Annotated in this window: 10 protein-coding genes; 4 read left to right on the top strand and 6 right to left on the bottom strand. The window is 32.0% G+C overall.

Annotated elements, in window-relative coordinates; genetic code table 11:
* Positions 1 to 20 precede the first annotated feature (20 nt).
* Positions 21 to 1,616, top strand: a complete 1,596-nt coding sequence (locus tag ACFWUA_RS05850; RefSeq protein ID WP_352404605.1) for an ABC-F family ATP-binding cassette domain-containing protein — start codon at positions 21 to 23, stop codon at positions 1,614 to 1,616.
* A gap of 22 nt (positions 1,617 to 1,638) precedes the next feature.
* On the opposite strand, the gene ACFWUA_RS05845 is transcribed toward ACFWUA_RS05850, so the two are convergent.
* From ACFWUA_RS05845 to ACFWUA_RS05830, 4 genes are all read right to left on the bottom strand, one after another.
* The gene (locus ACFWUA_RS05845) at positions 1,639 to 2,817 is read right to left on the bottom strand and encodes a cation:proton antiporter (RefSeq protein WP_416197132.1); all 1,179 of its coding nucleotides are present in this window, start codon (positions 2,815 to 2,817) and stop codon (positions 1,639 to 1,641) included.
* A 13-nt stretch (positions 2,818 to 2,830) separates the two neighbouring features.
* The gene (locus ACFWUA_RS05840) at positions 2,831 to 3,172 is read right to left on the bottom strand and encodes a hypothetical protein (RefSeq protein WP_416197131.1); all 342 of its coding nucleotides are present in this window, start codon (positions 3,170 to 3,172) and stop codon (positions 2,831 to 2,833) included.
* A 61-nt stretch (positions 3,173 to 3,233) separates the two neighbouring features.
* Positions 3,234 to 3,845: a DNA-3-methyladenine glycosylase gene (locus ACFWUA_RS05835; RefSeq protein ID WP_416197130.1), complete on the bottom strand. Its 612-nt coding sequence runs from the start codon at positions 3,843 to 3,845 to the stop codon at positions 3,234 to 3,236.
* Between the two features lie 30 nt (positions 3,846 to 3,875).
* Positions 3,876 to 4,451, bottom strand: coding sequence for a DJ-1 family glyoxalase III (locus ACFWUA_RS05830; RefSeq protein WP_416197129.1), 576 nt, complete (start codon positions 4,449 to 4,451; stop codon positions 3,876 to 3,878).
* A gap of 127 nt (positions 4,452 to 4,578) precedes the next feature.
* On the opposite strand from ACFWUA_RS05830, the gene ACFWUA_RS05825 reads away from it, so the two are divergent.
* The gene (locus tag ACFWUA_RS05825) at positions 4,579 to 5,868 is read left to right on the top strand and encodes an RsmF rRNA methyltransferase first C-terminal domain-containing protein (protein ID WP_416197128.1); all 1,290 of its coding nucleotides are present in this window, start codon (positions 4,579 to 4,581) and stop codon (positions 5,866 to 5,868) included.
* Between the two features lie 62 nt (positions 5,869 to 5,930).
* Here the strand turns inward: ACFWUA_RS05825 and ACFWUA_RS05820 are convergent, their stop codons facing one another.
* Positions 5,931 to 6,893: a hypothetical protein gene (locus tag ACFWUA_RS05820; protein WP_416197127.1), complete on the bottom strand. Its 963-nt coding sequence runs from the start codon at positions 6,891 to 6,893 to the stop codon at positions 5,931 to 5,933.
* A gap of 158 nt (positions 6,894 to 7,051) precedes the next feature.
* Here ACFWUA_RS05820 and ACFWUA_RS05815 point away from each other — a divergent pair, with 158 nt between their 5' ends.
* Together ACFWUA_RS05815 and ACFWUA_RS05810 are read left to right on the top strand one after the other, a co-directional pair.
* The gene (locus ACFWUA_RS05815) at positions 7,052 to 8,407 is read left to right on the top strand and encodes an aldehyde dehydrogenase (RefSeq protein ID WP_416197126.1); all 1,356 of its coding nucleotides are present in this window, start codon (positions 7,052 to 7,054) and stop codon (positions 8,405 to 8,407) included.
* Between the two features lie 104 nt (positions 8,408 to 8,511).
* Positions 8,512 to 9,912 (top strand): B12-binding domain-containing radical SAM protein, encoded by a 1,401-nt coding sequence (locus ACFWUA_RS05810; RefSeq protein WP_416197125.1) that lies wholly within the window; start codon positions 8,512 to 8,514, stop codon positions 9,910 to 9,912.
* Here ACFWUA_RS05810 and ACFWUA_RS05805 read toward each other — a convergent pair.
* A complete protein-coding gene (locus ACFWUA_RS05805; protein ID WP_416197124.1) occupies positions 9,843 to 14,114 on the bottom strand; it encodes an acyl-CoA dehydratase activase-related protein in 4,272 nt (1,423 codons plus the stop codon). The two genes, ACFWUA_RS05810 and ACFWUA_RS05805, sit on opposite strands and share 70 nt — an antisense overlap.
* Positions 14,115 to 14,275 lie beyond the last annotated feature (161 nt).

Below are 14,275 nucleotides of genomic sequence, written 5' to 3'. Positions count from 1 at the left end.
AGTAGGAGAAGATTATATATATGATAACTGTAACAAATGTAGGGCTCAGATATGGAGAACAAAAACTATTTGAAGATGTAAATCTAAAATTCACTCCAGGCAACTGCTATGGCATTATTGGTGCTAACGGAGCTGGTAAAAGTACTTTTTTGAAAATATTATCTAATGAAATAGAGCCAAATGTAGGAGATATAAGCATTCCCCCAGAAGTTCGTATGTCTGTTTTAAAACAAGACCATTTTAAATACGATGGATATAATGTCCTAGAAACCGTTATAATGGGGAACTTAAGACTTTATGAAATTATGAAAGAAAAAGAAGCTATATACGCAAAACCAGATTTTACAGATGAAGATGGAATCAAGGCTTCAGAATTGGAAGGAGAGTTTGCAGAACTTGATGGATGGAATGCAGAATCAGAAGCTTCTTCAATACTTCAAGGATTAGGAATCGGAACAGAGTTGCATGATAAAAAGATGTCTGAACTCTCAGGTAATGAAAAGATAAAAGTATTGCTTGCTCAAGCTCTATTTGGAAAACCAGGTATATTGCTATTAGATGAACCTACAAACCATTTAGATAGAAAGGCTATCAATTGGTTAGAAGAATTTTTAATTAATTTTGAGGGTACTGTCATAGTTGTATCTCATGACAGACATTTTTTAAACAAAGTTTGTACTCACATGGCAGATATAGACTATGGCAAAATTAAATTATATACTGGAAATTATGATTTTTGGTATGAATCTAGCCAATTAGCTCTTAAAATGGCAAAAGATCAAAATAAGAAAAACGAAGAAAAAATCAAAGATTTGCAAGAATTCATTGCTCGTTTTAGCGCTAATGCTTCTAAATCAAGGCAAGCTACATCTCGTAAAAAGCTATTAGAAAAAATTTCTTTAGATGATATTCAACCTTCAAATAGAAAATATCCTTTCATTTCTTTTCAAATGGAAAGAGAAGTAGGAAACGAAATCCTTACAGTAGAAGGATTATCTAAAACAATAGATGGAGTTAAAGTTTTAAACAATATTAGTTTTAGGGTTTCTAAAGATGACAAAATTGCATTCATAGGCGAAAATGATATTGCAAGTACTACTCTTTTTAAAATATTGAATGGAGAAATAGAACCAGACTCTGGCAGCTACAAGTGGGGAATTACTATCACAAAATCCTATTTCCCAAAAGATAATTCTAAATACTTTAATGATGTTGAACTAAATTTAGTTGAATGGTTGAGACAGTTCTCTGAAGAAAAATCCGAGAGCTATTTGCGTGGATTTTTAGGTAAAATGCTCTTCTCAGGTGATGAACCTTTAAAACAAGCTAATGTACTATCAGGTGGAGAAAAAGTAAGATGTATGCTTGCGAAAATGATGCTTAAACATGCAAATGTTTTGATATTAGACCAACCTACAAATCATCTTGACCTTGAATCTATCACTGCTTTAAATAATGGATTTAAAGATTATAAAAGCATTGTATTATTTACTTCTCATGATTATGAATTTGTCCAAACTATAGCAAATAGAATAATAGAAATAACACCAACAGGTCTAATTGACAAACAAATGACTTATGATGAATACTTGGAGAATACTAATACAATTATGTAGGGACGACCAAATGTCGTCCCTACTAATCTAACTTTATTTCTCCTGCCTTTATGAGTGCAGTTTTTGTTATCATGGGTCCCAGGAGTTCGTATATAACTGTTGCAGCAAGGACAATAGTCCTCACTTGTGCTCCATAAGGAGATGGCAATGTGTTTTGAGCAATCATAGAAAGGCCTATAGCTACTCCTGCTTGAGGAATAAGTGTGAAACCTAAATATTTTTGTACAGTGTCTGGAAAATCTGAAATTTTTGCACCTAAATATGCTCCAAGCATTTTACCTACCACTCTTACTACTATATACACAATCCCAAGAAGTCCTACTTCTTTCAATATAGATAAGTCCAATTGAACTCCTGCAATAGTGAAAAAAGAAATAAGCACTGGTGGTGTAAATCTATCAACAGTAGTAAAGGCCCTTTTATTGTTTGGATCTAAATTTGTTAAAGTAGCACCTATCATCATGCATGCAAGAAGTGAAGAAAGATTAAATCTTATAGCAATTCCTGCTGTAGCAAAAAGTACAGCTATGACTATAGAAAGTAGCCCATCTTCTCCTTTTACCTTTTTAGATAAATATGTAAGAAGAATTCCCATTCCAAATCCTATAGCCAATGCAGCTACAATTTCAAAAAGTGGAATCAAAATTATTTTAGCTATTGAAATGCTTCCTGAATTCTTAACTAATGTTTGAGCTATAGTAGTAGATATCCCAAAAGCCATAATTCCGACTGCATCATCCATCGCAACTACAGGAAGTAGTGTATCTACTACAGGACCTTTAGCCTTATATTGACGTACAACCATAAGGGTAGCTGCTGGTGCAGTTGCAGCTGCTATAGCTCCTAGTACCAAACTAAATGCTACAGGTTGTCCAAGGACAAATATCATGACAATATCAACTAAAAAAACTGCTGTCAAAGCCTCTAATACAGTGATTATAATGACTCCTTTTCCAACTCTCTTTAAATTCTCTATATTGAATTCACTTCCAATACTATAGGCAATAAAAGAAAGAGCAGCTTCAGAAATGATGGAAAGTTTGTCCGAAGCTTCTTTTGGAATAATTCCAAGAAGTGAAGGCCCTATTATGAGACCTGCTATTAAGTATCCAGTTACATTAGGTAGTTTAAATTTTGACAAAATCTTTGCAGTACCCATTCCTGCAAATAGTATTACAGCTATATAAAACAACATATGCATTTAGATCATCCCTTTATTTTAAAATTCCTTCTGCTTTACTTACTGGAATAGTAAACATGATTCCAACTCCATCTTTACTTAAATCTCCAATAACTCTTCTCACACAGTCCATAGCAATAGACACTTTTTCTTCACACAATACCGTAAATATAGTTTTGTTAAAAGGCCTATTTTCGTTGAGCATCATCTTGAGAGAACCAAACAGTGGTATATCATCTGCGTGTTCATCAGCCAAAACCTTTATCATGCCCATACTATCAATAATTGTAGCACCTCTTATGCCGCAGTTGTTAAACTCCATCATAAGATCTTCTAATTTTTCAGTTTTGTTGAGCACTATAACTAATATCTCCATATATATCACTCCTTTCACCTTTTACATTATATTACTTGAAAAAAATTTTTTCAAATTTTTTTCATTTTACTTTAGAAACATACGAATTCCCTTCTATATAATATCTATATGGAAAATCCCTTGCCTCTTCTGCATAATCTATACCTATTCTCTTTGCAGTGACTATACTTAAACTTTCCACTTTTCCTTCTTCTATATAGAGTGTATCTCCACATAAATCTTCTCCATTCAAGTACTTGTCAAGTTTCATAGCTTGACAAAGTTTCCCAGGTCCATTGGTCAAATTTTTCACTTGAGTATTTGACAATTGAGACAGTTCCTTGTTAAAACGATTCTTAGCCATATCATTTATTCCATCTATAGGTTCCAATCCTCTAATAAGTACTGCCTCTGGTGTGCCCTCTTCTTTGGTAACTACATTGAAACAATAATACATTCCGTATATAAGATATATATATGCTCTTCCTGGAGGACCATACATAATTTCTAATCTTTTAGTTCTTTTTCCCCCATAAGAATGAGCCGCTTTATCTACAATACCTAAATAGGCCTCAGTTTCAACGATTTTTCCACTAAATATCTTCCCATTTACATTGTGTACAAGAATTTTCCCTAAAAGTTCTCTTGCAACAGTTCGAGTATCTCTAATATAAAAATCCCTTTCAAGTTTCAATTTTAGGCCTCCTTCCCCAAAAAAGTGGAGCTATTGCTCCACCTTTTCTTCAACCATATCTAACAATATGTCCTTCTTAAGTTCATTTGCTTTTTCTTTTCCCGCTAAATTTTCCAATATTTTAAGAGCAAAATATACCGCCACTGCAGGTCCTCTTGCTGTGATAATATTTCCATCTTGTACTACTATATCCTCTAAATAAGTACTTCCCTTTAATTCTCCTTCAAATCCAGGATAAGATGTAACTTTCTTCCCTTTTAATACCCCTGCTCTTTCAAGTACTATTGGCCCTGCACATATAGCAGCTAGAATTTTCCCTTCATGATTAAACCCTTGAACCAAATTTACGACTATAGGATTGTCTCTTAAATTTGTAGCTCCTGGTAATCCCCCTGGTATGATTAAAGCTTGATAATTGTCTATGCTTTTTATTTCCGCCAACACTTTATCAGCTTCTACTCTTATTTCATGAGCTCCTACCACCATTTTTTCTCCAGTTATAGAGCAGGTTTCACACAATACATCTTTTCTCTTCAAATAATCTACTACTGTCAAAGCTTCAACTTCTTCAAAGCCTTCTGCAAGTAAAACCAATGCCTTTTTCATAGAAATCCCTCCACTTATATTTTCTATACAATATTATACATCAAATAACAAGATAATATAGGTTGATTTGTGAATAATAACTATAATATAATGAATTAAATTAAACTTTCAACTCAGGAGGAATTTCATGAAACTTCCAAAAGATTTTACAAATATGATGAAAAACTTATTAAAAGAAGAATATACTGATTTTATAAAATCCTATGATGAAGAACGTACTTATGGATTAAGGATAAACACTTTAAAAATAGATAGAGAAGAATTTTTAAAAATAAATCCATTTCATCTTGAAAATATCCCATGGGTAAAAGAAGGATTTTATTATACCAAAGAAGATTTACCTGGAAAACATCCCTATCATGAAGCAGGACTATACTATATTCAAGAACCTAGTGCCATGGCAGTTGTGGAACATCTTGATGTACAAAAAGGAGATAAGGTATTGGACCTCTGTGCAGCTCCTGGAGGAAAATCTACTCAAATAGCAGCCAAACTACAAAATACAGGTTTTTTGTTATCCAATGAGTTATATGAAAAAAGAGCTCAAATTCTTTCTGAAAACATTGAAAGAATGGGAATTTCTAATGTGTTGGTAACTAATGAAACTCCTGAAAAACTTGCTAGTAGATTTTATGGATATTTCGATAAAGTTCTAATAGATGCACCTTGTTCTGGTGAAGGCATGTTTAGGAAAGACCCTACAGTCATAAATGAATGGAGCATTGAAAACATATCTTATGCTTCACAAAGACAACTTAGCATTTTAAACAGTGGAAAAGATATGCTAAAATATGGCGGAAAATTGGTATATTCTACTTGTACTTTTTCTTATGAAGAAAACGAAAAAGTACTAGAAAAATTTTTAACTGAAAATAGAGACTTTTCTTTAGAAAATTCTCTCCGACTATGGCCACACAAAATAAAAGGTGAAGGTCATTTCATAGCTGTTCTTAAAAAGAACAGTGAAAGTAAATTATCAAAAATAAATAAAATAAAAGATAAAATAAATAAAAGTGATATAAAAGATTTTTTCCAATTTCAAGACAAATATTTAAATACAAATTTTAGTCATCATTTGCTTTTGTTTGGAAACAATCTATATTATTTTGAAGAAAGTTTAGATCTACATGGCATAAAAGTTGTGAGGCCAGGACTACACTTGGGAACTTTAAAGAAAAATAGATTTGAACCTTCCCATGCATTGGCACTATATTTGAAAAAAAATGAAGTTAAAAATACTATATCCTTAAACTCAAAAAGCAATGAAATTCTTCTTTATCTAAAAGGTCAAAGCTTCAAATTTAATTCAGAAAATGGTTGGAATTTAATACTTGTAGACGAATATTCTATAGGATGGGGAAAAGTAACTGACAATTTAGTAAAAAACCATTATCCTAAAGGTCTTAGGTGGACATAAAGTATAAAAAGGCATAGTTCCTATGTTGTTGAAGGGGTTTCGGAACTATGCCAGTGGTGGGCTTATTTATGTTCTTCCAATCTATCTATGGCTTCATTGTATAAATCTACTATCTTAGAATTAAAAGTATCATCTATAATATATTCATTTTCTTCTATGAGTTTTAAATACTTGCTTATAATATCAGCTGTAACAGTGTTTTTATTTGTAACTATTGTCTTTTTATAGCTTTCAAGAACATCCCCTATTATTTTATTATCTTCTGCATTGCATATAGGGGTATTGTCTCCTCCTGACATGTATTTTATCAAATATTCTCCATATAATCTTAGTATTTCTTCATTTTTTTGTCCTTCTGGATACTTAATCAAATATTTTTCTGTTTTTATAAGTCTATTAGCCAATTCATCCCAAGTAATAATAAGGCCTCCATCTGTCATTGAAGGACTATCTGATTCTAAAGCTTTAACATTTAAATATCCCCTCATATCTTCAGGCAAGTATTTTCCATACTTTTTAAAACTTCCATAATCAATTATAGGGAAAAAGGAACCTTCAATATTTATAAGTTTATATCTTCCTTCAACAATTTTAGTTACAATTTCTTTCAACTCTCCATCTTCTATAGCATCAAGCTTTTGTGGGTCATATTCCCCATTTGGGAAAACTTGATTCAATATTTCTTGTCTATTCGATTTATAGAGTCCTTCAGAATATATGTTCATGTACTTTTCTTGAACTGTTTCAAATTCTTTAATCATTTCTGTTGCCTCTACTGGAGTTGTTTTGTCAATATTCTCATCAATAAACTTTATTATTTCATAGGGTTCTTTATTTGCTGATATCAATACTCTGAAATTTTCCATTATTTTTTTAATTTTGTTTTCTTCTACCTTTGCCATATCTTCATCTATACTTTGAACTGGTTTGTTTTCTTTTTGAGAATTCTTTTTCTTTGTGCAACCTGAAACAAGTACTAATATTGCCAAAACAAAAATTAACACCAAATGTTTTTTGTTTTTCATATACTTACCTCTCTCGTTAATTTTTATAGATTTCCTCTGATTGTAATTATACCAAAAATTTAAACAGAAAGCATTACAAAAGAGTTACAAATATGAACAGTACAAATATTTAGGGTATAATGAAAGTAATATTATGATACATAAAGGGGTGAACTTATATGAACTTTGTTTTAGAAGAACAAAAAAACTTTTATAAAACAGGTATTACTAAAGAATTAAATTTTAGAATGACCAATTTAAATAAATTAAAAAATATAATATTAAAAAATGAAAAACATATTATGGAAGGATTAAAAAAAGACTTAAATAAATCCGAATTTGAATCCTATTCCACAGAAATAGGAATATCACTAAGTGAAATAACCTACACAACTAAAAACTTAAAAAATTGGGTCAAACCTAAAAAAGTCAAAACTCCTTTAACTGCCTTTAAAGCTAAAAGTTATATATACCCAGAACCCTATGGAAATACCTTTATCGTCTCTCCATGGAATTATCCATTTCAACTATCTATAACGCCACTTATAGGCAGCATAGCTGCAGGAAACACAGCTATAATAAAGCCTTCTAGTACCTCATATCATACAAGCAGAGTATTAGAAGAACTTATAAACTCTAATTTCAATAGAGAATACATTTTTGTATCTACAGGAGAAGAAAGCAAGACTTTGTTAGATGAAAAATTTGACTATATTTTCTATACTGGTAGCGTTTCTGTAGGAAAATTAGTCATGGAAAAAGCTGCAAAACATTTGACACCTGTCACTTTGGAATTGGGAGGAAAAAGTCCTTGTATAGTAGATAAAGATGGAGATATTGACTTGTTTGCTAAAAGAATAGTATGGGGAAAATTTTTAAATTCAGGTCAAACATGTGTTGCACCAGATTATCTATTAGTCCACAAGAGCATAAAAGATGTATTGATTAAAAACATTATTAAATATATTGAAGATTTTTATGGGAAAAATCAAAAAGATAATCCTGACTACATAAGGATTATAAATGAAAAACAGTTTAATAGACTGTTAGGATTACTCAAAAGCGGAAATATAATTTATGGTGGAAAACATGATAGAGAAGCTCTTTTTATCTCTCCTACTCTTATGGATGAAGTAAATTGGGATAGTCCTATAATGGAAGAAGAAATTTTTGGCCCTATTTTCCCTATTTTAGAATATGAAGATTTAGATGAAGCTATAAAAATAGTCAATTCTCATCCTAAGCCACTAGCTCTTTACTTTTTCTCAACAAACAATGAAAAAATAGAAAGAGTCATTAAAAATACTTCCTATGGCGGTGGATGTATAAATGATACCATAATGCATCTTTCAAGTCCCTATTTGCCTTTTGGAGGCGTAGGAAATAGTGGAATGGGTAGCTATCATGGCAAGAAAAGTTTCGATACTTTTACTCACTATAAAAGTGTTCTAAAAAGGAGTAATGCATTTGACCCAAACTTCAGATATCCACCATATAAAGATAAAATAAATACTGTAAAGAAAATTTTAAAATAGCTGGACATCCAGCTATTTTTTTGTGATTTATGTCCACGTTTTGAACTTTTCATACAATCTGATATACTACTAATATAGATATTTTTATATTAGGAGATGATTTAATGAAAATTGTATTCATAACTCCTGCAGCTGACATTAGAAGAAATTCTATCTATAGACTCGGCGGCTCCTTTTATGGACAGAAAAATTCAATAACTGGACCATTAATTTTGGGAAGAATACTTAAAGAAGCTGGTCATGATGTAGAAGTATATGAGGAGCTTTATAAAGATTTAAAACCAGAAAATATATTGGATGCAGATACTGTAGGAATATATACTATGACTTCCAATGCAACAAGAGCTTATGAACTAGCTGATATTTTAAGAAACGAATACAAAAAAAGAGTCATCCTTGGTGGTATGCATATTTCTGGTTTCCCTGAAGAAGGACTCAAACACGCTGACCAAGTAATTGTAGGTGAAGCCGAAAATATAATAGTAGATGTAATTGAAGGAAATATAAAGGAAAAAATAGTTTATGCCCCACCTGTTAAAGACTTGGACAAAATACCATTCCCAGATTATTCCCTATTGAAAACTCCATGCAATGCAGCCAATGTCATGACTTCTAGAGGATGCCCTTTTAGCTGCATATTTTGTACTACCTCAAGAATGTTTTATCCTTATAGACAAAGAACTCCTGACAATGTAATAAAAGAACTTGAAATGTATAAAAAAATGGGATTTAAATATGTAAACTTTGAAGATGACAATTTCACTGCCAACAAAATTAGAGCAAAAGAAATACTCAGAAAAATGATTGAAAATAAGCTTGTGTTTAAAGAAACATTTTTCTTTGGAAGAACCGATTTGGCAAATGATGAAGAACTACTAGCTCTCTTAAGAGATGCTCATCTAAACAGAGTTCTTATAGGAATTGAGTCCTTAAATCAAAAATCCTTAGACTATATAGATAAAAAACAAAAAATCGAAGATATAGAAAAAGCAGGTGAAATGCTTGCAAAATATAAAATAAAACTCATAGCAAGTATTGTACTAGGTCTTGACTATGATACAGTAGAAGATATAAGAAATTCTGTGGAATTTGCAAAAAAAATTAATGCATATCAATTACAACCTGCAGTCTTGACACCATATCCAGGAACCCCACTTTATGAACAATTCGAAAAAGAAGATAGAATTATAATAAAGGACTGGCAATACTACGATATGATGAATGTAGTATTCCAGCCCAAAAACATGTCTCCTTGGAAATTACAGTCCGAATTTTTCCATGCTGTAAAAAGTTTTTACTCTTTCAGCGGAGCTATGAAAATATTTAAGCTTTTCGGCTTTGAAGCAGGTATGAGACGACTAGGCCTATGGATAGCTGCTAATTTTGGAAAAACATTTTTCAACAAACAGTCAGAAAAAGAAAATGGAAATATATATCATGAATTGTATGAACTAAGTGATTCATCTTCTTCTGACCTTCCTAAATCGTCCTTTAAATTGTCTTGAGCGGCTGAAAGCATGAGTTTCAATCTATTCAATTGATTTACTTCACTTGCCCCAGGGTCATAATCTATTGCAACAATATTGGCCTTAGGGTATTTCTCTTTTATAGCCTTAATCATTCCTTTTCCTGTCACATGATTTGGAAGACATCCAAAAGGTTGAACGCACACTATATTTTCAACACCGCTTTCTATCAGTTCTACCATTTCTGCAGTTAGAAGCCATCCTTCCCCAGCTTGATTACCTACTGATACCAATGGTGATACTGTATCAGCCAATTTTTGTATCTTCATAGGTGTATTAAATCTCTTACTCTTTTTCAATGCTTTCTTTAAAGGTTTCCTATAGTGTTCCATATACAATATGGCCACATCGCCTACAAATTTATTGAGCCTTGCCTTAGATAGATATTTGTATTTAAAAGTTTCATTATATGCACAATACATCAAGAAATCCGTCAAATCTGGTACTACAACCTCTGCACCTTCATCTTCAAGAATACCTACAATATCATTGTTAGCTGTAGGATGATATTTAACGAGTATTTCTCCAACAATTCCTACTCTTGGTTTTTGAATTTTTTCTATTTCTAATTCATCAAAATCTCTAACTATTCCTTCGACATTTTCTATAAAAACTTTTTTATCTCCGACTTTTACAGATTCTATACATTTTCCCATCCATTTTTCAAATAAAAGATTGGCAGAACCTTTTATTTTTTCATAAGGTCTAACTCTATAAAGAACTTTCATGAGAAGATCTCCATACATTATAGCCATGATTCCCTTTCTAGCCATATCCATGGAATAAGTAAAACCAGGATTAGCTTCCATCCCATATGGGTTTACACTTATAACTGGTACCTGTTCAAGTCCAGCATCTTTTAAAGCCTTTCTTATAAATCCTATATAATTTGATGCTCTACATACCCCACCTGTTTGAGTCATCAAAACTGATGTATTGTCTAAATCATATTTCCCTGATTTCAACGCATTTATAAACTGTCCAACTACTATTATAGATGGATAACATGCATCATTGTTTACATATTTAAGCCCTTCATCAATAGCTTTTTTATCCACTGAAGGCAATATTTCGAAATTGTATCCACAAGTATTCACAGCTTCTTGCAATAATTTAAAGTGGATAGGAGCCATCTGTGGTGCAAGTATTGTATGCTTTTCTCTCATTTCTGTAGTAAATATAACTCGCTTTGACAACTCTCCTACCCTTGTAGGTTCAAACCCATTTTTATCTCTTTCTTCTACTGCTGCTATCAATGAACGTAATCTTATTTTCACTGCACCTAAATTATTTACTTCATCTATCTTTAACACAGTATATATTTTTTCATAATTTGCCAATATCTCTTGTACTTGATCAGTAGTCACTGCATCTAGCCCACATCCAAAAGAATTTAGTTGCACAAGTTCTAATTTTTTTTCTTTTGCTACGAAATTGGCTGCGTTGTAAAGTCTAGAATGATAAGTCCACTGATCAACTACTCGCAGTGGCCTTTCTACTCCTTCCAAATGGCATACTGAGTCTTCAGTCAATACAGCAATCCCCAATGAAGAAATTAAATTTGGAATACCATGATTTATTTCTGGGTCTATATGATATGGCCTACCAGCTAGTACTATTCCTTCCATATTGTTTTCTTTCAAGTATTCAAGTACTTCCTCACCTTTTTTTCTTATATCTTCTTTATATCTTTGCTCCTCATCCCAAGCAATATCTACTGCTTTTTCAATATCTCTTTTTGATATGGATAATTCTTTTAAGCCTTTTATAAGTCCCTTTTTAAGTCCTTCTTTATCATCCAAAGTTAAAAATGGATTTAAAAATTGTATATTATTTTCTCTAATTTCATCCATATTGTGCTTTATAACTTCTGGGTATGAAGTCACAACAGGACAATTTAAATGATTATTTGCGTTTTCATCCTCTTTCTTCTCATAGAAAATACATGGATAAAATATAGTCTTTACCCCTTTGTCTATTAAGTCAATAATATGACCATGAACTAATTTTGCTGGATAACAAATTGTTTCACTTGGTATAGTTCCTATTCCTTTTTCATAAAGCTCTCTATTTGAATTCCCAGATAAAACTACTCTATAACCCAAATCAGTAAAAAAAGTAAACCAAAATGGATAATTTTCATACATATTTAATACCCTAGGAATACCTATAGTTCCCCTCCTAGCTTCTTCTTCGCTCAATGGAATATAGTCAAAAGTTCTTTTATATTTATATTCAAATAGGTTAGGTACATCTTTTTTCTTGTTGGCAAGTCCGGCACCTTTTTCACATCTATTGCCTGTTATATATCTATTCCCATCAGAAAACATATTTATGGTTAGTAGACAATTGTTACCACATCCTCCGCATCTTTGCATCTTTGTACTATAAGAAAAACTATCTAATTTATCATTATCTACTAAAGATGTACTTGTTTTAGGATTGTATCGTTCTTTAGCTATAAGGGCCGCTCCAAGGGCACCCATAAGTCCTGGATCATCAGGACGTACAGCCTTTCTATCTGAAATCAATTCAAAACTTCTAAGTATAGCATCGCTATAAAAAGTACCACCTTGAACTACTATCTTTTCTCCCATTTGTTCTGGGTCTCTTATCTTTATTACTTTTTGAAGAGCATTTTTTATAACTGAATACGAAAGTCCTGCAGCTATATCACCAACAGTAGCACTTTCTTTTTGTGCCTGTTTTACCTTTGAATTCATAAATACTGTACATCTCGAACCCAAATCTACTGGATTTTCTGCCATAAGAGCTTCTTTCAAAAACTCCTCTGCACTCATATTTACTGAATGAGCAAAAGTTTCAATAAAAGAGCCACATCCAGAAGAACAAGCTTCATTTAAAAGGATACTATCAATAACTCCATCCTTTATCCTCATACATTTCATATCTTGTCCGCCAATGTCAAGTATGAAATCTACTCCAGGAAGAAAATAATTTGCAGCCTTGTAGTGGGCGATAGTCTCTACTTCTCCCTCATCTACATGAAGTGCTGCTTTTATAAGTTCTTCTCCATAGCCCGTAACTGCTGAGTAGGCAATGTATGCATCCCTTGGCAAAAAAGAATAAATTTCTTTAAGTATTCTCACTACTAATTCCAATGGTTTTCCTTGATTGTTTCCATAATAAGAATACAATATATTATTTTCTTCATCTATAAGGACAACTTTAGTAGTAGTTGAACCTGCATCTATTCCTAAAAAACATTTTCCACTAAAAGTTTTTATGTCCTTTTCAATTAATTTATGTGTCTTATGTTCTTCTCTAAACTTTATAAGTTCACCTTCATCTAAAAAAAGAGGCCTTAATCTTTTCACTTCCATGTCTATAGGCTTATCCAAACAAATAAGTCTATCCCTCAACTCTTGAAAACTAATTTCTTTTTCCTCTATTGAAGCAATAGCCGCCCCTATAGCAACAAACAATTGTGCATTTTCTGGATATATAACTTCTTCATCTTTAAGTTTTAATGTTTCTATATACCTTTCTCTAAGTTCAGATAAAAAATGAAGTGGTCCACCTAAAAAAGCCACATTTCCCTTTATAGGTCTTCCACAGGCAAGGCTAGTTATCGTTTGATTGACAACGGATTGAAATACACTGGCAGCAATATCTTCTTTACTAGCTCCTTGATTTATCAATGCTTGAATGTCTGTCTTTGCAAACACTCCACATCTAGAAGCTATGGGGTATATTGCCTTATGCTTTTGGGAGAGTTTATTTAATCCTTCTGCATCTGTTTCAAGCAAAGATGCCATCTGATCTATAAATGCACCAGTTCCCCCAGCACACATGCTATTCATTCTCTGATCTATTCCACCATCAAAATAAGTTATCTTTGCATCTTCACCACCAAGTTCTACAGCTACATCAGTTTTGGGAATAAATTTTCTGATGGCTGTAGTAGAAGCAACAACCTCTTGAATAAAAGGAATTTCAAGCCATTTATTAACTGCTAACCCTCCTGACCCAGTAACCATTATGGTTATATCCTCATTTTTAAATCTAGAATAAGCTTCAAGTACTAAATCTTTAACACTACTCTTTATATCTGAAAAATGTCTCTTATAGCTACTAAAAAGTATTTCAAACTTGTTGTTTAATACTACCAACTTTACAGTTGTTGAACCTACATCCAATCCTAAATGTAATGTTTTCATATACACCCAGCCTTAGGCCTTTACCTCCCTTATATTCTATATACAAAAAATTTGGTAAAAGACTTACGCCCAATACCAAAATAAATGTTTAGATTAGATTGACTTCATATGAATTATATCACAAGTTTTAAGAACTTACAAATGTTTCTACAAAACTTCAA

The organism is Sporanaerobacter sp. (genome assembly GCF_047830725.1).
Classification (GTDB): Bacteria; Bacillota; Clostridia; order Tissierellales; family Sporanaerobacteraceae; genus Sporanaerobacter.
Note: the sequence above shows the minus strand (reverse complement) of the source record. Positions and strands in the feature narration are given on the sequence as shown.